The sequence below is a fragment of the Pantoea sp. App145 genome, from assembly GCF_047947045.1.
Taxonomy (GTDB): Bacteria; Pseudomonadota; Gammaproteobacteria; order Enterobacterales; family Enterobacteriaceae; genus Pantoea.
The window spans coordinates 874,363-894,051 of sequence record NZ_CP133290.1; the positions used below are offsets into that span (position 1 = coordinate 874,363).

At 57.7% G+C, this 19,689-nt stretch carries 18 protein-coding genes; 5 read left to right on the plus strand and 13 right to left on the minus strand.

Annotated elements, in window-relative coordinates; translation table 11 throughout:
- Window positions 1-252 precede the first annotated feature (252 nt).
- Complete coding sequence (dld, locus tag RCF31_RS03915) at window positions 253-1,950, plus strand: D-lactate dehydrogenase (RefSeq protein WP_416412570.1); 1,698 nt, start codon at window positions 253-255, stop codon at window positions 1,948-1,950.
- A gap of 51 nt (window positions 1,951-2,001) precedes the next feature.
- Here the strand turns inward: dld and RCF31_RS03920 are convergent, their stop codons facing one another.
- From RCF31_RS03920 to RCF31_RS03955, 8 genes are all read right to left on the minus strand, one after another.
- Window positions 2,002-2,586, minus strand: a complete 585-nt coding sequence (locus tag RCF31_RS03920) for a YceI family protein (RefSeq protein WP_310617028.1) — start codon at window positions 2,584-2,586, stop codon at window positions 2,002-2,004.
- A gap of 136 nt (window positions 2,587-2,722) precedes the next feature.
- Window positions 2,723-5,029 carry a pyrroloquinoline quinone biosynthesis protein PqqF gene (gene pqqF / locus RCF31_RS03925; protein ID WP_416413209.1) on the minus strand — a complete coding sequence of 769 codons (2,307 nt, stop codon included), beginning with the start codon at window positions 5,027-5,029 and terminating at the stop codon, window positions 2,723-2,725.
- A complete protein-coding gene (gene pqqE / locus RCF31_RS03930; RefSeq protein ID WP_416412571.1) occupies window positions 5,029-6,171 on the minus strand; it encodes a pyrroloquinoline quinone biosynthesis protein PqqE in 1,143 nt (380 codons plus the stop codon). The genes pqqF and pqqE overlap by 1 nt, the downstream gene beginning before the upstream one ends.
- Complete coding sequence (gene pqqD / locus RCF31_RS03935) at window positions 6,158-6,436, minus strand: pyrroloquinoline quinone biosynthesis peptide chaperone PqqD (RefSeq protein WP_416412572.1); 279 nt, start codon at window positions 6,434-6,436, stop codon at window positions 6,158-6,160. Before pqqD ends, pqqE begins: the two co-directional genes overlap by 14 nt.
- 4 nt (window positions 6,437-6,440) lie before the next feature.
- On the minus strand, window positions 6,441-7,196 hold the full coding sequence (pqqC, locus tag RCF31_RS03940) for a pyrroloquinoline-quinone synthase PqqC (protein ID WP_084874518.1): 756 nt from the start codon (window positions 7,194-7,196) through the stop codon (window positions 6,441-6,443).
- A complete protein-coding gene (gene pqqB, locus RCF31_RS03945; RefSeq protein ID WP_084874515.1) occupies window positions 7,193-8,119 on the minus strand; it encodes a pyrroloquinoline quinone biosynthesis protein PqqB in 927 nt (308 codons plus the stop codon). Before pqqB ends, pqqC begins: the two co-directional genes overlap by 4 nt.
- 55 nt (window positions 8,120-8,174) lie before the next feature.
- On the minus strand, window positions 8,175-8,246 hold the full coding sequence (pqqA, locus tag RCF31_RS03950; RefSeq protein ID WP_010617686.1) for a pyrroloquinoline quinone precursor peptide PqqA: 72 nt from the start codon (window positions 8,244-8,246) through the stop codon (window positions 8,175-8,177).
- A 150-nt stretch (window positions 8,247-8,396) separates the two neighbouring features.
- Window positions 8,397-9,422: a dipeptidase gene (locus RCF31_RS03955; RefSeq protein ID WP_416412573.1), complete on the minus strand. Its 1,026-nt coding sequence runs from the start codon at window positions 9,420-9,422 to the stop codon at window positions 8,397-8,399.
- Window positions 9,423-9,600: 178 nt separating this feature from the next.
- Between RCF31_RS03955 and leuA the strand changes: the two genes are divergently transcribed.
- Window positions 9,601-11,286, plus strand: a complete 1,686-nt coding sequence (leuA, locus tag RCF31_RS03960; protein ID WP_416412574.1) for a 2-isopropylmalate synthase — start codon at window positions 9,601-9,603, stop codon at window positions 11,284-11,286.
- Here leuA and RCF31_RS03965 read toward each other — a convergent pair.
- Together RCF31_RS03965 and RCF31_RS03970 are read right to left on the minus strand one after the other, a co-directional pair.
- Window positions 11,237-12,019: an AraC family transcriptional regulator gene (locus tag RCF31_RS03965; RefSeq protein WP_416412575.1), complete on the minus strand. Its 783-nt coding sequence runs from the start codon at window positions 12,017-12,019 to the stop codon at window positions 11,237-11,239. The two genes, leuA and RCF31_RS03965, sit on opposite strands and share 50 nt — an antisense overlap.
- Before the next feature lie 4 nt (window positions 12,020-12,023).
- Window positions 12,024-12,887 carry an NAD(P)-dependent oxidoreductase gene (locus tag RCF31_RS03970; protein WP_416412576.1) on the minus strand — a complete coding sequence of 288 codons (864 nt, stop codon included), beginning with the start codon at window positions 12,885-12,887 and terminating at the stop codon, window positions 12,024-12,026.
- A gap of 219 nt (window positions 12,888-13,106) precedes the next feature.
- Here RCF31_RS03970 and pqqU point away from each other — a divergent pair, with 219 nt between their 5' ends.
- The gene (gene pqqU, locus RCF31_RS03975; RefSeq protein WP_299452719.1) at window positions 13,107-15,233 is read left to right on the plus strand and encodes a TonB-dependent receptor PqqU; all 2,127 of its coding nucleotides are present in this window, start codon (window positions 13,107-13,109) and stop codon (window positions 15,231-15,233) included.
- An 84-nt stretch (window positions 15,234-15,317) separates the two neighbouring features.
- Here pqqU and RCF31_RS03980 read toward each other — a convergent pair whose 3' ends face one another.
- The 3 genes from RCF31_RS03980 to RCF31_RS03990 all read right to left on the minus strand — a co-directional run bounded on the left by RCF31_RS03980 (window position 15,318) and on the right by RCF31_RS03990 (window position 16,939).
- Complete coding sequence (locus RCF31_RS03980; RefSeq protein ID WP_299452716.1) at window positions 15,318-15,869, minus strand: isochorismatase family protein; 552 nt, start codon at window positions 15,867-15,869, stop codon at window positions 15,318-15,320.
- A gap of 20 nt (window positions 15,870-15,889) precedes the next feature.
- Window positions 15,890-16,309 carry a MarR family winged helix-turn-helix transcriptional regulator gene (locus tag RCF31_RS03985; RefSeq protein ID WP_416412577.1) on the minus strand — a complete coding sequence of 140 codons (420 nt, stop codon included), beginning with the start codon at window positions 16,307-16,309 and terminating at the stop codon, window positions 15,890-15,892.
- Between the two features lie 84 nt (window positions 16,310-16,393).
- A complete protein-coding gene (locus tag RCF31_RS03990; RefSeq protein ID WP_299452711.1) occupies window positions 16,394-16,939 on the minus strand; it encodes a helix-turn-helix domain-containing protein in 546 nt (181 codons plus the stop codon).
- 95 nt (window positions 16,940-17,034) lie between these two features.
- On the opposite strand from RCF31_RS03990, the gene RCF31_RS03995 reads away from it, so the two are divergent.
- Both RCF31_RS03995 and RCF31_RS04000 read left to right on the plus strand, forming a co-directional pair.
- Window positions 17,035-18,213, plus strand: a complete 1,179-nt coding sequence (locus RCF31_RS03995; protein ID WP_416412578.1) for a benzoate/H(+) symporter BenE family transporter — start codon at window positions 17,035-17,037, stop codon at window positions 18,211-18,213.
- Between the two features lie 152 nt (window positions 18,214-18,365).
- Complete coding sequence (locus tag RCF31_RS04000; RefSeq protein ID WP_416412579.1) at window positions 18,366-19,688, plus strand: SrfA family protein; 1,323 nt, start codon at window positions 18,366-18,368, stop codon at window positions 19,686-19,688.
- The last annotated feature ends 1 nt before the right edge of the window (window position 19,689 follow it).

A 19,689-nucleotide genomic window follows, 5' to 3' on the forward strand; every position in this document is an offset into this window, starting at 1 on the left:
ATTTTTCATGATGTTATATTTATTTTGACTATCAAAATGGCTGGGGATATTTAACCCTTAGTGGGTCTTTTTTCTTTAAATCTATTTTGTGATAACCCGCGCATTTTTATCGCTACGCTGCGGTTTCTCCGCGGAAGATAAAGGGATAATGCTTCCGTGCGTTATTTTAACGTCATTACCGATCAATCATTGACATTCCGCCATCTGCGCCTGTCCAATAACCCAGCAGACACATGACACAGAAGAGAAAACATGACATCCCCGCAGGAAATGTTGCGTCAACTGAGTGACGTGGTAGGTGAAAAACAGCTGTTAACCCATTCTGATGATAAAGCCTGGTACACCAAAGGATTCCGCGTTGGGCGCGGCGAGGCGCTGGCCGTGGTGCTGCCCCAGACATTACCGCAACTGTGGCAAATTCTTCAGGTATGCGTGGCGCATAACGCCATTATTCTGATGCAAGCGTCGAATACCGGCGTGACCGGCGGATCTACGCCAGACGGCAACGATTATGATCGTGAAGTGGTGATTGCCAGCACGCGCCAGCTGAAAGGTGTGCAGGTGATCGACGAGGCACGTCAGGTGATTGCCTTCCCTGGTACTACCCTGACGGAACTGGAGCAGACTCTGCAACCGCTGGGGCGCGAACCGCACTCGGTGATTGGTTCTTCATGCATTGGTGCGTCCGTGGTCGGCGGCATCTGCAACAACTCCGGCGGTTCGCTGATTCGTCGCGGTCCGGCATTTACCGAGAAATCACTGTTTGCTCGCATCCATGACGATGGCCGACTGGAGATGGTCAACCATCTGGGTATTGACCTCGGTGACACGCCGGAAGCCATGCTGGACAATCTGACTCGCCAGCAGTATCAGACTGGCGAGCAGCCGGACTGGCAGGGCAAAATCTGGGCGGAGGATTACGCCGAGCGCCTGCGTGACGTCACCGCCGACAGCCCTTCCCGCTTTAACGGTGATATTCGATACCTGCATGACAGCTCCGGCAGTGCAGGCAAAGTGGTGGTCTTTGCCGTCCGTCTCCCCACCTTTGAAGCCAGTGCAGGCAGCGACACCTTCTATATCGGCACCAATGATGAAGCGGTGCTGGTGGCCCTGCGCCGCTATCTGCTGACGCAGATGAGCGAGTTACCGGTGCAGGCGGAGTACATCCATCGCCACGCCTTTGACCTCACCGTGCGCTACGCCAAGCATATGTATCTGGCGATTCGTAAGCTCGGTCCGCAGGCTCTGCCGCGTCTGATGGCGAATAAAGCCAAATGGGATGTGCGCGTCAGCCATCTGAAATTTCTGCCCCGCAATTTTGTTGATCGGGTGCTGCAATTCTTCAACCAGATCACGCCGCGCTTCGTGGCACCGCGCATCATGGATTACCGCAGCGAATATGAACATCATCTGATGATTAAGGTGGAATCGGCACAAACCGCTGAATTGCAGACCTTGCTGGAGACGTTTTTCGCCAGCCACAGCGGCGGCTTTTTCCACTGCGATGCCCGAGAAGCGGCGGATGCCTTTCTGGTGCGTTTTGGCGTGGGCGGCTGCACCATCTCCTATTGTGATGCCCTCGGTTATAACCCGAATGAGCGTCTGGTGGCATTCGACGTGGCGCTGCGCCGTAATGACGATGCATGGCGCTTAACCCTGCCAGACCATCTGGCTGAGCAGGTGCAGGTCGATTCCTGCTGCGGGCATTTCTTTTGCTACGTTAATCATCAGGATTATGTGCTGAAGGCGGGTGTGGATGCGAAGGCGTTCAAAGAAGCGGTGAAAGTGTATCTGGAGCAGCGCGGGGCGAAGTATCCGGCAGAACATAACGTCGGCCATTTGTACCACGCATCCTGCGAACATGTGGAGCACTGGAAACAGCTCGATCCCACCAACACGTGTAATCCGGGCATCGGCAAAACCAGTAAGAAGAAGTTCTGGGCCGAATAAGCACGACACCAACCTGTAGCGGCGCGATTTATCGCGCCGCTACAGTATCAATTATTTGGCATAAGCTTCGGTCGAGATGGTCAGCGTGACATCGTCGCTGACTGCCGGCACGTATTTATCCAGCTTAAAGTCAGAACGCTTGATGGTGCCGGTGGCATCAAAACCAATCGCCTGTTTCTTCACCATCGGATGCTCGCCCTGCTGGTTCAGCGTGGCGTGCAGCGTTACCGGTTTGGTGATGCCTTTCAGGGTCAGATTCCCTTCCACATCAAACTTGTTGTCGCCCTTCGCCACCACTTTGGTGCTGTGGAATACCGCTGAAGGATATTTCGCGGTATCGAAATACTCTTTGCCGAGGAATTCTTTGGTCAGTGCCGGGACGTGGGTGTCGATCTGGCTGACTGGCAACGTAACATCAACGCGTGACTGTGCCGGATGGTCTTTATCAAACACCAGGGTGCCTTTGCTGTTCGGGATATCCGCAGTCGGATGCGAGAAGCCGAAATGGGTCCAGGTCACAATCACTGATGTGTGTTCCGGGTTCAGATCGTAGTGCATAGCCGCAGCCTGTGACAGCGGTGCATACAGGGTGGCAGCGGCCAGCAGGGGCAGCGCAAAGCGGGTAACGTTTTTCACCAGTTGTTCCTCTTGGTTCAGAATATACCGAAGAGTGTCCGGGATTATGCGGCGCAGGAACAGTGAAGAGTTTTGGACGAAATTTTCAAAAAAATTCAGCAATATCAATATGAAACAATTCACACCAGGGACAGTTTCATGGCTGGCCTATCGCCAATAAAATCCGCCAGCGCCGACGTTGCCGCAGCAGGCGCTGATGCAATTGCTGCAATTGCGCCCTTTCCAACTGGCGGATCGCCGTGCTGGTCAGTTCGGGTAAACCCTGCTGCTGACGCAGCGCACTCAGTGCAGCATCCGCATTGTCACTCACAACACATTGCAGCAGCAGCGTCTGCTGCAAAGCTTCAAATGGCGCGGCAGAGATATCCAGCGTGCGCAGAAAGCGTTTGCAATGGCCAAGCAGTTCCCGCCAGGGAATATCGGGCGACTGCAACGCCAACAGGATGCCATCAACATCTGCTACACGCTGATAACGCGCCGTCACCACATAACCGATCTGCTGCTCCACGCGTAACTGCTGAAAAAAACGCGGTTCATAGATCAACGCCAGCGCGCGTAATGCCGCCAGCGCGTCATCATCAGCCTCGCTCAGCGGGATAAACACCAGCAGCGCCTGATCGCTGCCTGTGCACGGGATGGCGGTCACACCATGGTTTAAGCGAGGTGCCGGGGAGGTCGCTCCCTCCGGGAGATCACTCAGCGCCCGCGCTACACCAGCACGCAACGCGGTACTTTGGCCGCACCACGCAGCCTGCCAACGCGCTGAGGATCGCGGGGTGATCAACTGCTGCGGCAATGCCGATAATAACTGGCGAATCGCAATGCCTTCCGCAGCCCTGACGGGTTGAGGTTCAGAGGGCATATTGAGCGCCTGCACCGCCTGAGCCACCGCCGCAAGCGCAGCATCGTCATCGTTGGGGAGGTGCATGACCAGTTGCCAGATGCCCTGTAACAGCTGCCAGCTGCCACGCCCGCCTGCATGACGTAGCGCAGCCAGCACCGGACGCAGCAAACGCTGCCGCGCCTCGCCATCTTCATCGCTGCAAGGCTGGTAAAACGCCGGACGCAGTAGCAGGGTCTCCTGCGGCTGAACCGGGTTCACGTTCAGTAACGGAAAGACACGGTCAGGCAGCGCACGGGAAGCTTGCGCCTCTGCCTGCGGATAAAACCAGAACGGCAAACTTTCTACATGCTCGCTGGCCTCTGCGGGCCAGTCAGCAACCGATACGCTGAATCCCTGGGTTTGATGCAATGTAGCCGCCAGCTGGCGTTGCGTCAGCAGCACCAGCGGGGGCATCTGTTGCAAGGCGTTAAGCACGCCGGAAAAGTCACACGATACGTCCGGCGCAAAACCCAGCGCGCGGCCGCGCAGTTGTTCCAGCGGTGACAGTTGGCTGAAATCCTCCCGCGCCAGCTGTTGATAATGCTGACGTTGCGCCGAACTGGTTTGCGCCAGGGCGCGCAGATGCTGGCGGAAGTGATGCTGGATATGCCGTGCCTGCTGCGTTGTGAGGGTTTGTCCGGTGAACTTTAACGCCAGCCAGCTGTACTGTGCATCGCGCCACAGCCACTGAATACTCAGATCTTCACACAACCCCGCAGCACGTAATTGCGCCAGCAGGCTACCGGGCGCTTCATCCAGCCAGAAACGACGTAACTGGCTGATTTCATCACGCAACGATGCCATCTCACCCGGCAACAGCAGCGTCAGCCAGCAGCTTTCGCTGCCAGGCAACTGAAGCAGACGCTGGCGCACCGCTGTCGGTTGTGGGGATACCGGCGACGCCTGCAACGCGCCAGGTAACAGCTGCTGACCATAACGTTCCGCCAGCGCCGCCAGATCATCCAGCGTTTGCGGCCCCTGCAACCACAACGTCATATTGCCCGCGACATAGAACTGCTGATGGAAGGCACACAGCGCCTGACGCAGCCTGGTGACATTGTCACCAAAAACTGCCTGACTCCCGACGCGAAAACGCTGAAATTCGTGGGGGGCAGCCAGCATATCCAGCAACGCTGCCTCGCTCAGGGTTTCAGCATGACGCTGCAACAAGCGATACTCGGCGTCGATCACCGCGCTTTCCTGCGTAATCGCTGCGGGCGTCAGTAACGGTGCCTCCAGCATAGCCACCAGCCGCGCCACGCCCGCTTCCAGTTCACTGGCCGCAACCTGAAAGAAAAAAGCGCTCTGACTGAGCTGCGTGGTGGCATTGACCTGACCGCCCTGCTGCTGCACCCAGGGCATCAGGCGCTGGTCGTCTGTGATGCCCTCACTGCCACAAAACAGCAGATGCTCCAGCAGATGCGCCAGCCCCGGCCAGCGGTCCGGCTCCTGCAAGCTACCCGCCTCCACGCGCAGCAGCGCTGCGGCGGCGCGAGCATCGGGCTGATGATGTAAATGGCAACACAGGCCGTTCGTCAGCCGCAGGCTGCGCGTGGTCATCACAGAATGCGCTGCTTGTAGATCAGCTGTGAATTGGTGCGGTTGCGGAATTGCAACTGGGCGATTTTGATATCGCTACAGCTGGCTTCGCGCCGGGCTTCGAGGATTTTGTCATGATGCGGCGACTTGCTGCACACCGGGTCGGCGTTGTCGGCATTGCCGGTCAGCATATAGGCCTGGCAACGGCAACCACCGAAGTCCTTCTCTTTCTCGTCACAGGAACGGCACGGCTCCGGCATCCAGTCATAACCCCGATAGCGGTTAAACCCAAACGAGTTATACCAGATGTCATCCAGGCTGCGATCCAGCACGGATGGGAATTCCACCGGCAGCTGGCGCGCGCTGTGGCATGGCAGTGCCGTGCCTTCCGGCGTGACGCTGAGGAAGATCGATCCCCAGCCACCCATGCAGCCTTTCGGACGCTCTTCGTAATAATCCGGGGTGACGAACAGCAGATTGGTGAGATTGCCGCTGGCCTCCATGCGCTGGCGATATTGCGCCACGATGGCTTCCGCTCGCGCGATTTGTTCACGCGTCGGCAGCAGGCCCTGACGGTTGATATGCGCCCAGCCATAAAACTGACAGGTTGCCAGTTCCACGTCATCCGCTTCCAGCTCGATACACAGATCGATAATTTTATCGATTTGGTCGATGTTGTGGCGATGCAGCACGAAATTCAGCACCATCGGATAGCCGTGCGCTTTTACCGCCTTCGCCATCTCCAGCTTCTGCTGGAAGGCTTTTTTCGAGCCAGCCAGTGCGGCGTTCAGCGTTTCATCGCTGGCCTGGAAGCTGATCTGGATATGATCCAGACCGGCGTCAGCAAAGGCATCAAGCTTGTTCTGCGTCAGGCCAATACCTGAGGTGATCAGGTTGGTGTAGAAACCGAGATCGCGCGCGGCCTTGATCAACTCCGGCAAATCTTTACGCGTCAGGGGTTCGCCACCGGAAAAACCGAGCTGCACGCTGCCCATGGCGCGAGCCTGGCGGAACACCTCAATCCACTGTTCAGTGGTCAGCTCTTTTTCCTGCTGGGCAAAATCGAGCGGATTCGAGCAGTATGGGCACTGCAATGGGCAGCGATAGGTTAGCTCGGCCAGCAGCCACAGCGGCGGCGTAATGCCGGGTTTATTCGGGTTCACGACACTGGATCCATTTTTGTTCAACGGCTGACTGCAAAAACGCTTTCACGTCTTCATCCACACCACCTGCCTCCGGGAAGCGTGCGTTCAGCGTAGTGATAATGGCGGCGACATCCTGTTTGCCCGTTACCAGCTCCAGAATGGCAGTGGCGGTTTCATTCAGTTTCGCCATCCCTTCCGGATAGAGCACCACATGGCTCTCCTGCGCGGGTTCCCATTGCAGACGATAGCCGCGACGGAAAGCAGGGATCAGGTTATCTTTCATGTTTTTATACCAGTCTGGTGGTGTGCCAGGCCGCCTTGTCGGTGACCGTATGATAAGGCGGACGCTGCAACGCATAGGCCATGGTCATGGCATCGAGCATAGTCCACAGGATGTCGAGTTTAAATTGCAGAATCTCCAGCATCCGATTCTGTTGCTCAGCGCTGGTAAAAATCTCCAGCGCCAGCGCCAGACCGTGCTCCACATCGCGATTCGCCTGGCTCAGGCGGCTGCGGAAGTAAAAATAACCTTCCTCTTTAATCCACGGATAGTGCTGTGGCCAGCTGTCGAGACGCGACTGGTGGATCTGCGGTGCAAACAGCTCGGTCAGCGAACTACAGGCCGCTTCCTGCCAGTTGGCCCGGCGGGCAAAGTTGACGTACGCATCCACCGCAAAACGCACGCCAGGCAGCACATGCTGCTCTGACAGCAATTCTTCACGCGTCAGCCCCACCGCTTCGCCCAGTTGCAGCCAGGCTTCAATGCCGCCTTCATGACCGTTGCTGCCATCATGATCGAGAATACGCTGCACCCATTTGCGGCGTGTTGCCGGGTCCGGGCAGTTCGCCATGATCGCCGCATCTTTCAGCGGAATATTGGTCTGGTAATAAAAACGGTTCGCCACCCAGCCTTTGATCTGCTCCGGCGTCGCTTCGCCATTGTGCATAGCGATATGGTACGGGTGATGAATATGATAATAGGCACCTTTGGCGCGCAGTGCCTGTTCGAAGGCGGCTGGCGTCAGGGCTTCAGTAATAATCACGATGAAGACTCCTGCAGATGAATCGCCATTCCATCCCAGCTCACTTCAATGCCCTGCTGCGTCAGGAACTGGCGCTGCGGTGACTGCTCGTTCAGGATGGGATTGGTGTTGTTAATATGAATCAAAATTTTGCGTTTGGCCGGTAACGACCCCAGCAGCGCCATCATGCCCTGGGCTGAGGAAAGCGCTAAATGCCCCATGGCTTTGCCGGTATTTTTACCGACGCCGGTGGTCAGCAGCTCGTCATCCTGCCAGACGGTACCGTCAATCAGCAGGCAATCGGCTTTTTGCAGCCACGGCATAATCACCGCATCCGGTTCACCGAGGCCCGGCGCATACAGCAGCGTCTGACCATTGGCGTGGTTAGTAATAAACAACGCTACGTTATGGCCCGGCAGCGGACGATCGCGGAATGGCGAATACGGCGGCGCATTGCTCAGGATCGGGATGGCGGTGAATTCAAGATTGCGGCAGACATCAACGCGGAACGGTTCCAGTGGTGTCAGCGCGTGATGCTGCAACCCCCCGTTCCAGTGTTGCAGCATGGTGAAAATCGGGAAGCCGCTGGTGAGATCGGCGTGCACTTCTGGCGTGCACCAGACCTGATGCGGGCAACCTTCACGCAGGCTGAGTAAGCCAGTGGTATGGTCGATCTGGCTGTCGGTAAGAATGATGCTGCCAATCGCCGTGCCACGCAGGACGCCCTTTTTATTCAGTTCTGGCGTGTGGGCAATCTGCTGGCTGATATCGGGAGAGGCGTTACACAGCACCCAATCTTCACCATTATCGCTGACAATAATCGATGACTGAGTGCGTGCCTGAGCCTGGATCGTGCCATTGCGCAGGCCGCTGCAATTGGCGCAGTTACAGTTCCACTGCGGAAAACCACCGCCCGCCGCCGAACCGAGAACTTTAATAAACATGAGAAATGACCGGAGAAGGAAAACAAAATGCCCGCGCAGGTGGCGGGCAGAAGTCTTAGCGGTTGGAGATGTACAGAGTCACTTCCAGGCCCAGACGCAGGTCAACAAATTCAGGTTTTTTCCACATAATATTCTTCCTCTAAGTCTCATAACGCAGAGCGAACTCTGCATGGAATGCTTGCACCAGGATTTGTGATCCCGATCGCAATACACAACGCGGGCTGATGTTGCGCCAATGTGACGTACAGATCAACCCCGATTAGGTAAGGGAATTGTGTTATTCCCCCCAAATCTGTTTCAGCACCCGCTGCCAGTTGCCCCAGGTAATTTGCTCAAGTATCGCCTGATCATAGCCATTTTCACGCAATAACGCGCAAAGCTGTGGCAACCCGGAAACATCTTTCAACGCCTCTGGCGCGCTGATGCCGTCGAAGTCGGAGCCAAAGGCCACATGATCGCTGCCCATTATCGCGATTAAATGATCAACATGTTTAACAATTTCGATCAGTGGCGTGTCGGTGTCGCGTTTACCATCGGCACGCAGAAAAGCATTACCAAAATTGACCCCAACCACGCCGCCGCTGTCGCGGATGGCGCGCAGCTGATCATCGGTGAGATTGCGCGGCTGCGGGCACAGCGCATGGGCATTGGAATGCGTCGCCACCAGCGGCGCAGAGGATAAACGCGCGGTATCCCAGAAAGCGTTAGCGTTCATATGGGAGACGTCAATCAGCATGCGGTGCTGATTCGCAGCGGCAATCAGCGCTCCACCCTCCGCGGTTAAACCGGAACCGCTGTCCGGTGAGCCCGGGAAGTTACCGGTGACGCCCACGCCAAAGCGGTTGGGCAGATTCCAGAACGGCCCGATACTGCGCACGCCAGCCTGATAAAACGCGGCCAGCGCGTCACCGTCGCCATCAAAACCATCGGCCCCTTCGATATGCGCCACCATCGCCAGCACCCCTTGCGCCCGGCAGGCGGCGATATCGGCGTGGGTCAGACATAAGCGGGCACGGCCCTGCGATTCAGCCACCAGCGTTTTCAGGATCGCCAGTTGCTGCCAGAGAATCTCCAGCGGCGACCAGCGCTCCTGCGCGCGCTGGGGCGCAACCTGCTCGATATAGCGTTGCGGCGGGACGAATAGCGCAAACAGACCACCGGCAAAACTGCCCTGCTGCATACGCGGGAAGTCGAGGTGGCCATTTTCTATGCCGGAGAAAAATGCCTGAGCGGGCGCATCACGATGATGCAGCCACAGGTTAAGCAGCAGGTCATTATGACCATCGAAAATTGAAAGAGACATAGGCTGATAACAACGAAATAACATCGTTCTATGCTACGCGTCCGCCACGCTTTCGCCAAATCGTGGCGCACAAAGGGTGCAGGTTTTTGTCAGTTTTGCACGGGTAATTGTCAGCAATGGGCGAGCCGCAGCGCTATGACTTCAGCGAGACTGACAGCAGACCCTAAGGAGAACACCCATGCTTAGCCAACCCGCTGAAAAATATCGTCCTTATCCGGTGATTGACCTGCCTGAACGCCAGTGGCCTTCACGCCAGCTGACCCAGGCACCACGCTGGCTTTCCACTGATCTGCGCGACGGCAATCAGGCCCTGGCGACACCGATGGACAGCGCACGCAAGCTGGAGTTCTGGCAACTGCTGGTGCGCTGCGGATTTAAAGAGATTGAAGTGGCTTTTCCTGCCGCTTCGCAAACTGACTTCGACTTTGTGCGCCTGCTGATTGAACAGCACCACATCCCTGACGACGTCGCCATTCAGGTACTGACCCAGGCACGCGCCGATCTGATCGACCGGACGTTTGCGGCGCTGCGTGGCGCACCGCGCGCCATCGTCCATCTTTACAACGCCACCGCCCCGCTGTTCCGTGAGCGCGTGTTTCGCCAGAGCAAAGCAGAAATTATCGAACTGGCCTGCGCCGGTGCACGCCAGATACGTGCCCGCTGTGAAAGCCAGCCGGACACCGCATGGACCTTCCAGTACTCGCCGGAAACCTTCTGCTTTACCGAACCGGAATTCGCCCTGGAGATTTGTGAAGCGGTGGCGGCCATCTGGCAACCTGGCGCGCAGCGACCGATGATCATCAACCTGCCCGCCACTGTTGAAGTGAATACGCCGAATGTCTATGCCGACCAGATTGAATATTTCTGCCGCCACTTTAGCCAGCGCGCGCAGGTGAGCATCAGCGTGCACCCACATAACGATCGCGGCACTGGCATCGCCTGTGCCGAGCTGGCGTTACTGGCCGGTGCCGATCGGGTTGAAGGCTGTCTGTTCGGCAACGGCGAACGCACCGGTAACGTGGACATCGTCACCCTGGCGTTGAATCTGTATACCCAGGGGGTCGCCCCGCAACTCGATTTCAGCGATATCCAGCAGGTGCTGGAAGTGGTGACGCGCTGCAATCAGTTGCCGGTGCATCCACGCCACCCTTATGCCGGTGAACTGGTGTTTACCGCGTTTTCCGGCTCGCATCAGGATGCGATTCGCAAAGGGTTTGCCGAGCGTGCTGACCGCGAAGAAACGATTTGGCAAATGCCGTATCTGCCGCTCGACCCGGCAGATATCGGTTGCAGCTATGAAGCGGTGATCCGCGTTAACAGCCAGTCCGGTAAAGGCGGCGCGGCATGGCTGCTGGAGCAGAACCACGGCCTGCAATTGCCGCGCGGCCTGCAACAGGACTTCAGCCGTATCGTGCAGCAGCAGACCGATGCGCATGGTCAGGAGATGACCCACCACGCGCTGTGGCAACTGTTTTGCGAACACTACGGTTTGACGCAACCGACACGGCGACTGCTGGAAGCGGAAAGTCATAGCGATGACAAAGGAGAAACGCGCCTGAAAGCCCGGCTGCAGCAAGGGACACAGCAGGTCAGCCTGGAAGGCAAAGGCAACGGGTTGCTGTCCGCCGCGGTCACCGCATTACGCCAGCGCTATGACCTGACGCTGAGTATTGAGGATTATCATGAACACACCCTGGGCAAACGCAGTGACAGTCGCTCCGTCACCTACCTCAGTTGTGTGAATAGTCGTGGCGAGCGCGCCTGGGGCGTGGGTATCGACAATGACGTAGCGCGTGCCTCGTTGCAGGCATTGCTTAACGCCGCCCACGCTTTTCTGCCGCAGGAAAGTAGTTCGCTGGCGTAACCCCGAGTAAACGGCGAAACATCGCACTGAAGGCGTCCGGGCTGTCATAACCGAGGTCCAGCGCCACCGCCAGCACCGTGTCGCCCTGCGCCAGTCGGGTTAAAGCGACGCTGATGCGCACCCGCCGCACCCAGTCGCTGAACTGCAAACCGGTTTCGCGACTGAAGTGGCGCGCCAGGGTGCGCTCCGCCACGCACAGTTCTGCCGCTGCCCGTGCCAGCGTCCAGTTTTCGCCGGGCTGCTGCTGGATCTGCTGGCACAACGCCATCAGACGTGCACTTTCCGGCCAGGGGAAACCGAACGGCAGCACATCCATCACCCGGATTTCATCCAGAATCAGTTCGTAGATCCGCTCGGCGCGGCTGCCCGCTGAGTAGCTTTCAGGCAAGGCAATCGCACTGACAATCAGCTCACGCAGCAACGGGGAGATCTGCACCACCTGGCAACTGGCAGGCAGATCGGCCCGAGCCAGAGGATCAACAAACAGAGTGCGCGCCGCCACCTGACCCACAATCTGCAACGCATGCCGCGTACCGGCGGGCAACCAGACACCGCGACTGGGCGGTACAATCCAGTTGCCGTGCTGAGTCTCCACCTTCACCACACCGCTCAGGGTGTGAATCAGCTGGGCGCAGTCATGGTAATGCCACGGCTCTGCATCGCCGTGGGCATAATCATGGGCATAGGGCACCAGCGGACGGCTGGTGAAATCGAAGTTCAGCACCGCCGTCATCGTTTTACGGCTTCAGGAACTGATAAACCGCTGCCAGATCCTGTTCGCCATAACCGGCGTCCACCGCCTGCTGCCAGACATCCACGATGTTCTCCAGCGCGGGCAGTTTGGCGTCACCGGCGGCATCCAGCGCCAGACGCGCATCTTTCAATGCCCAGATCAGATGCATTTGCGGTGTGAAGTCGCCGCTGGCGATCATACCGAGTTTCATTTTGGCGTAAGGTGCGGCCAGCGGACCACCGTCCAGCACTTTCCACAGGTCATCAGTGTTGAAACCAAACTGCTCCGCCAGACGGGTACTTTCCGCCAGGCTCTGCATCAGACCAATCAGCCAGCTGTTAACCACCAGCTTCATGCGTGAGCTGGCCCCGGCAGCACCAAGCCATTGGGTGCCCTTGCCAATCGCCGCAAACACTTGTTCTGCCGCCTGGGCTTTGCTCTGATCACCGCTTGCCATCACCAGAATCTGCGCATTTTCCGCTGGCGCTTTAGTACCGGAAACCGGCGCATCAATAAACACCACATCCGGACGCGCTTCTGCCAGCTGCGCAATCAGCGCATCGGTCGCTTCTACCCCAATGGTGCCCATCTGGCACAGCGTGGCACCGTGATTTAACGCGCCTTGCGCTTCACTGATGACCTGGAGCGTCGTCTCACCGTCAGACAGCATGGCGATCACCACGTCCGCCCCGTCCACCGCCTGTACGGCGCTGTCACTCAGGAGCAGTCCGGCAGACACTAAATCTTCGCCACGGGTGCGGGTGCGGTTCCAGCCCTGTACCACAAAGCCTTTCTTCAACAGGTTAGCGGCAAAGGCATGGCCCATTGCGCCCAGCCCCAATACCGCGACTACGGGTTGCTGACTCATCTTCATTCCCTTCTATGGTTTCGGACAAAAACGCTAGCCTGACAGGAATTCAGCTGCACAGCCAGGCCAGAGGTGCGGTGAAAAAACATTTTTAAACCTGAGCGTTGGCAATAACCCGTCATACTATTAACGCTTTTCAAACAAGCGAAAAAACTATTAACATATGCGCCATAATGTTCCGTCCGGTACATTTCACTTCTTTTGTTACGGTCTTTCATAATGAAAATAGCTTTACTGCGTCAGGGGCTGTGGCTGGCGCTGCCTGCGGTGTTCCCCTTACCGTTACTGGCAGCGGATGACGCCAGCAATACCATGGTGGTCAGCGCCACTCCCGCCGGTTCTGGTTTGTCCGAACTGGATACGCCAGCAGCGGTCAGCGTGGTTTCTGGCGAGGATATGCGCCATGCGGCACCGCGCGTTAACCTGTCGGAAAATCTTTACGGGGTACCAGGCCTGCAAATCCAGAACAGACAAAATTATGCCCAGGACTTACAGATTTCGGTGCGCGGCTTTGGTTCACGCTCCACTTATGGCCTGCGCGGCATTCGCATGTACGTCGATGGCATCCCGGCCACCATGCCGGATGGTCAGGGCCAGACTTCAAACGTTGACATCGGATCGATCGACCACGTTGAAGTGCTGCGCGGCCCCTTTTCCGCGCTGTATGGCAACTCGTCCGGCGGCGTGATCAATGTCGAAACCCAAACCGGCCAGCAGCCTACCACGCTGGAAGCCAGCAGCTGGTACGGCAGTTACGGCAGCTGGCGCAACAGCATTAAAGCCAGCGGCGCGACCGGCGACGGTACCCATGCCGGGGACGTGAACTACACCATCTCCGCTTCACGCTTTACCACACACGGTTATCGCGACCATAGCTCGGCAGAGAAAAATCTCGGTAACGCGAAGCTGGGCGTACGTATTGATGATGTCAGCACCCTGACGCTGCTGTTCAACAGCGTTCATGTGGATGCGCAGGATCCGGGCGGATTAACGGAAGCACAGTGGGAGCAAAACCCGCGCCAGGTGGCGAGCAATGTCACTTTGTACAACGCGCGTAAAACCGTCGATCAAACCCAGGGCGGTCTGCATTATCAGCGTCAGATGAGCGAAAACGACGACCTGAGCGTGATGATGTACGCCGGTGTGCGTGAAACCACTCAGTATCAGTCTATTCCGGCCAGTGCGCAGACCAACGCGGCACATCCGGGTGGCGTGATTTCCCTTACCCGTCATTACCAGGGTATCGACACCCGCTGGACCCATCGCGACACCCTGTTCAGCATTCCGCTCACGGTAACCGGCGGCCTCGATTATGAAACCATGACCGAACGCCGCAAAGGCTATGAAAACTTCACCACCAGTAACGGCGTAACCGATTACGGCGTGATGGGCGATATGCGTCGTAATGAACGCAATCTGATGTGGAATCTGGATCCTTATCTGCAAACAGCCTGGCAACTGACGGATAAGTGGTCGCTGGATGCTGGCGTGCGTTTCAGCACCGTCAATTTTGACTCCAACGATTTCTATATCACCCCTGGCAACGGTGATGACAGCGGCAACGCAACTTACCATCGCTGGCTGCCTGCAGCGTCATTGAAATATGCCATCGACGATAGCTGGAACGCCTATGTTTCCGCGGGACGTGGTTTTGAAACCCCGACCATCAATGAGCTGTCTTACCGCTCTGACGGGCAGTCAGGACTTAATCTCGGTCTGAAACCCGCCACCAGCGATACCGTTGAGCTGGGTACTAAAAAACGTATCGGTTACGGTCTGCTGACCGCCGCTATTTTCCAGACTGATACGGATAATGAAATCGTCGCGGATAGCAGCAGCAACGGACGGACCAGCTATAAAAATGCCGGACAAACCCGTCGTCGTGGTCTTGAACTGGGCCTGGATCAGCAGTTCGGTGAGAACTGGCGGCTGAAAGCGGCATGGACCCTGCTGGATGCGCGCTATCGCAGCAACGCCTGTGGTACGGACAGTTGCGACGGTAATCGCATCCCAGGTATTGCGCGCAACATGGCGTACGCCGGATTGTCATACGCGCCTGAATACGGCTGGTATGCCGGAGCCGATGTGCGTTATATGAGCGATATCGCTGCTGATGATGAAAACGATGTGAAAGCCCCGGCTTACACCGTGGTGGGTCTGAACACCGGCTACAAGTGGCAGGTTCGCGAGAACTGGACGCTGGATGCGTTTACCCGCGTCGATAACCTGTTTGACCGCAACTATATCGGTTCGGTGATTGTTAACGAGAGCAACGGTCGCTATTACGAACCCGCACCCGGTCGTAACTACAGCGTGGGCCTGACCGTAAGCTACGCCTTCCAGTAATTAAATTTGCACGAAAAAATCGCGCCGCTACGAATCAATGCAACCAATCGTAGCGGCGCGATTTATCGCGCTTTTTTTCGGGAATTATCCCAGCAGCGCCAGCACATCCGCCGTTGAACCGGTTTCACCGAGGCGCGGGAAAATGCGTTCGACGCTGTTCTGATGCGTATCCGCATTCAGGCAGGTCATGGCATCGGTGGCCAGCGTGACGTTGTAACCTAATTCATACGCCTGACGCGCGGTAGATTCCACCCCAATGCTGGTCGCGATACCGCACACTACCACCTGAGTCACACCGCGTTGTTGCAGCTGCTCGTGCAGGCTGGTGTTGTGGAATGCACCCCAGGTTTTTTTGGTGATGCTGATGTCGCCCGGCTGCGGCGTCATTTCCGGCACCAGTACCGCCCAGTCTGCTGGCAGCTCGCCGCTGTGGCGCGCCTGCTCATTACGACCCGGCGCACCGCCAGCCACGTTAACCAGCACTACTGGCAGATCTTTGGCGCGGAATGCATCAGTCAGACGCGCACATTGTTCGATCACCACTTTCGGATCATGCACCACTGGCAGCGCCACAATCCCATGTTGCAGGTCAATCACAATCAGGGCGGTTTTGGCGTCGAGTGTCGTTAAAGCCATGTTGAGTCCTCTCAGGATTATTAGTCGGCAAGTCGTTGCAGTAAGGGAATAGCGGCCAGCAGCGTTTGCTGTTCCTGCGGGCTGAGCGTCGCCATGCTTTTCACCAGCCAGTCATCACGCTGAGCACGATTAGTTGCCACCAGCTCACGACAGGCTTTGGTTGGATAGTAGCGGGTTTTTCGACCGTCATGCGGATCGGCTTCACCCAGCACCATGCCTGCAGTCAGCAGACTGGCGACTGTCGCCCCCATTGATTGGGTACGCACCCCTTCCGACTGTGCCAGCTCCGTCACGGTCATCGCGCCATCACGCACCAGATAGCCGAGTACCGCCACCTGCGACCAGGTGAGATCCCCCGGTGGTGCCGATTCACGCAAACGCCTGGCCAGTTTGCCGTTGACGCTACGCAGCGCTGCGGCGGCGCTGTTCAGATCGCTCATGACGACATCTCCCTTACAATGAAACGCGAGTATATAAATACGAAGGTAAACTGTGTAGTTTACCTTCGTATCAATTTGTAAGCCTTATGGCCGACGCGGATAGTGGATCAGGCTGTGAAAGCGCAATGGCGTGCTCTGTGGATTGCGGTAGCTATGTGGTTTATCACCGGCAAACTGGCTGGCTTCACCCGGCTGTAAACGGCGCCAGGTACCCTCAACCCCCAGCAGCAACTCGCCTTCGATCACGACCACCTGTTCAATCACCCCCTCTTCATGCGGCGAAGAATCACTTTGCGCCCCCGGCGCTAACGTCACCTCCAGCAGATCAAAACACAGCTGCGCATCGTAGGGCAGCAACGATTTGGCGTGCATCTGTGCATTGCTCTGGCTAAAGGTTGCCGCCATTCCCGGAGGCTGTTCGCTACGCTGGATAAAGAAGGAAAAAGGGACGTTAAAGCCGGTGGCAATTTTCCACAACGTCGCCACGGTAGGACTGGATTCACCGCGTTCGATTTGGCCAAGCATCGCTTTGCTGACGCCAGTGCGTGCAGCCGCCAGCGTTAAACTCCAGCCATTGGCCTGCCGCAACTGTTTTAGCGCCAGGCTCAGGTGTTGATGCAGATTTTCCATGGGATCTCCTGACAAGCTCGCGCGCAGTGTAGCACTTGTGCGCTATAACGTCCCATGCAACAATGTGCGCTATAACGCACAAAGGACCGCCCTGCATGATAAGCACCACCACACGCAGCTCGTTTTCGCTGCCCATACTGATTTCAGGCCTGGTTGCCGTACTGATTGGCTACAGCAGCTCGGCCGCCATTATTTTCCAGGCAGCACAGGCCGCGGGGGCAACACCGGCGCAGATTGGTGGCTGGCTGTCGATGCTGGGAATTGGCATGGGCGTCGCTTCGCTCGGTCTGTCCTTATGGACACGCATGCCGGTGCTGGCGGCCTGGTCAACACCGGGAGCGGCGCTACTGGCAACCAGCCTGCACGGCCTGACGTTGCATGAAGTGGTGGGCGTATTTGTCTTCACTAACGTGCTGATTGTCCTGTGCGGTGTCACTGGCCTGTTTGCCCGTCTGATGAAATATATTCCGCAATCGCTGGCCGCCGCCATGCTGGCGGGGATACTGTTGCGCTTCGGCCTGAATACTTTTACCGGCTTACAGGGCAATTTTGCGTTGTGCGGCAGCATGTGCCTGGTATGGCTGTTCAGCCGCCTTTGGCTGCCGCGTTACGCGGTCATCCTGGCGTTGTTCGCCGGTGTGCTGGTGGCGCTGGGTCAACACGCCATCGCCATCCCGTCTCAGGCATTGAGCATCAGCGTGCCACAATGGATTACGCCGCACTTTACGCTCGCAGCGCTGATCGGTGTTGGCATACCCTATTTCCTTGTGACGATGGCGTCGCAAAATGCGCCGGGTATCGCCACGCTTCAGGCGCATGGTTATCAGCCGCCGGTGTCTGCACTCACCGGCTGGACCGGCGCGATTGCGCTGGTGCTGTCACCGTTTGGTGGCTTTTCGGTGTGTATTGCTGCCATCACCGCCGCCATTTGTATGGGTGAAGAGGTCGATGCCGATCCGTCCCGTCGCTGGATGGCGTCGGCACTGGCCGGATTCTTCTATATTCTGACCGGTTTTACCGGCGCGCTGATCGCTATGCTGCTGAGTGCGCTGCCACAGGTGTTGATCGCCACGCTGGCGGGTCTGGCGCTGCTGGGCACCTTATCCGGTAGCCTGCATCGCGCGCTGGCCGAACCACAACATCGCGATAGCGCAGTGATCGCGTTTCTGATCACCGCCAGCGGCGTATCGATACTCGGCATCGGTTCCGCCTTTTGGGGCCTGGTCGGCGGTATGTTGGCCTGGCTGGTGCTGTCGCCGCGCTCCCGCGCTTAAATTTTCCACAATTTATCGCCCAGCCGGGGAAAACCGCCCTGTTTTCCCCCTTATTTCCGCCGTTTGATTCGCCCGCATTTGGCTTAAGATCACCACCATCGCTAATCACACACGATTTTCTGCCTCAGACATTCACCGATAAGGGCCAACGAGTGGCAAAAACTTTTCTGCGTAGCGGCAATCTCGACGCGGTACTGGCACTGGGTGAGAACGGCCAGCCGGTCTGGGCCTCAGCCCTGCAAATTCGCGAAACCCTGCGGTTGCGCCGCCAAACCACGCTGGCGAACTGCCTCGCCATTCCGCAGCCCAATGAACGCGGCGATCGCCTCGACTGGTACGCGCCGTTCAGCGGCAAAGTGCGTTCGTGGCTGGCGGCCAGCGACCATGAACGTCGCCAGGCACTGGAACAACTCACCCTTAATCAGCAGGATCTCCAGGCTCTGAGCCAGCGCGCACGCGACACCGAGAATCCTGCCATGCGCCTGTTTGGCGCGTTGCTGAGTAAAACTCTGCAATTCCCCGATCAGCAATATGTCTATCTGGTGGATGGCAAACCCGTGATTACTTTCTGGGGCTTTGTCGATCCGCAGGCACGCTCGCGTGATGACGCGCTGGCCTGTCTGCGTGACAGCCTCGATGAGCAACTGCCGTCACTGTTGCCGGAACCGCCGCCGGTGCTGGATACGCCGTTGTGGGTGGCAGAACCTGAACCCGAAGCCATCGCCACCGAAGAACTGCTGCCGGAGATTGTCGCGCCAGAACCGGAGCAGGCAGAAATCATCCCGCCACCGCCTGCGGCACGCTCATGGCGTCCGTGGTTACTGCTGCTACCGGTGGCCGTTGCTGCCACCGCCGGTGTGGCATTCTGGCTACACAGTTCGCCGGAAGCGGTACCGCCTGCGGTCGTCCAGGCTCCGGCTCCCGTGGTCAGCAAAGCTATTGCTCCGCCTGCGGTACTGGCCCAGGCAGAAAAACTCGCCACCACTCTGCCACAGGCCAGCGCCACGGTCGTCGCCCCTGAACCTGTGCCAGTCGCAGCGGTGGCGCCGCCAGCCCCGGTGGCTGTCGCTCCGGTTCCTACCGCACCGGCACAAGCCGACGATTTGGTGATCACCGCAGAAGATGTGCGCGTCGGTTCGGTGCGTTTCCTTGATGGCCGCTGGCGTGTCACTTTGCGCCAGACCAATCTGCCCACCGGCAAGCCACCGAGCCTGCGTTATCAGATCAGAAACGGCAAAGGCACCGCGCTGATTACCCAGGGCGATGGTATTCGCTGTAAGGCCGACGTCACCGCTGCCATGACCAGTGCGGGCACCATGGTAGTTCGCAGCCGATACACCGCCAGCTGTAGCGACAAATCGCGCTACCGCATGCCGGAACTGGTATGTAAACAGGGCGATGGCATTGCCAGCTGTGACGCGCAATATGGCGCGGATCAGGTTTTCCCGTTGACGATCAAGCGTGAGAGTAAATAAC

Bases quoted from the DNA above. Each gene is read 5' to 3' on its own strand.
- dld (WP_416412570.1), top strand. From the start codon at position 253: ATGACATCCCCGCAGGAAATGTTGCGTCAACTGAGTGACGTGGTAGGT.
- pqqF (WP_416413209.1), bottom strand. From the start codon at position 5,029: ATGACCACGCGCAGCCTGCGGCTGACGAACGGCCTGTGTTGCCATTTA.
- pqqD (WP_416412572.1), bottom strand. From the start codon at position 6,436: ATGAAAGATAACCTGATCCCTGCTTTCCGTCGCGGCTATCGTCTGCAA.
- pqqB (WP_084874515.1), bottom strand. From the start codon at position 8,119: ATGTTTATTAAAGTTCTCGGTTCGGCGGCGGGCGGTGGTTTTCCGCAG.
- RCF31_RS03955 (WP_416412573.1), bottom strand. From the start codon at position 9,422: ATGTCTCTTTCAATTTTCGATGGTCATAATGACCTGCTGCTTAACCTG.
- leuA (WP_416412574.1), top strand. From the start codon at position 9,601: ATGCTTAGCCAACCCGCTGAAAAATATCGTCCTTATCCGGTGATTGAC.
- RCF31_RS03965 (WP_416412575.1), bottom strand. From the start codon at position 12,019: ATGACGGCGGTGCTGAACTTCGATTTCACCAGCCGTCCGCTGGTGCCC.
- RCF31_RS03970 (WP_416412576.1), bottom strand. From the start codon at position 12,887: ATGAGTCAGCAACCCGTAGTCGCGGTATTGGGGCTGGGCGCAATGGGC.
- pqqU (WP_299452719.1), top strand. From the start codon at position 13,107: ATGAAAATAGCTTTACTGCGTCAGGGGCTGTGGCTGGCGCTGCCTGCG.
- RCF31_RS03980 (WP_299452716.1), bottom strand. From the start codon at position 15,869: ATGGCTTTAACGACACTCGACGCCAAAACCGCCCTGATTGTGATTGAC.
- RCF31_RS03985 (WP_416412577.1), bottom strand. From the start codon at position 16,309: ATGAGCGATCTGAACAGCGCCGCCGCAGCGCTGCGTAGCGTCAACGGC.
- RCF31_RS03990 (WP_299452711.1), bottom strand. From the start codon at position 16,939: ATGGAAAATCTGCATCAACACCTGAGCCTGGCGCTAAAACAGTTGCGG.
- RCF31_RS03995 (WP_416412578.1), top strand. From the start codon at position 17,035: ATGATAAGCACCACCACACGCAGCTCGTTTTCGCTGCCCATACTGATT.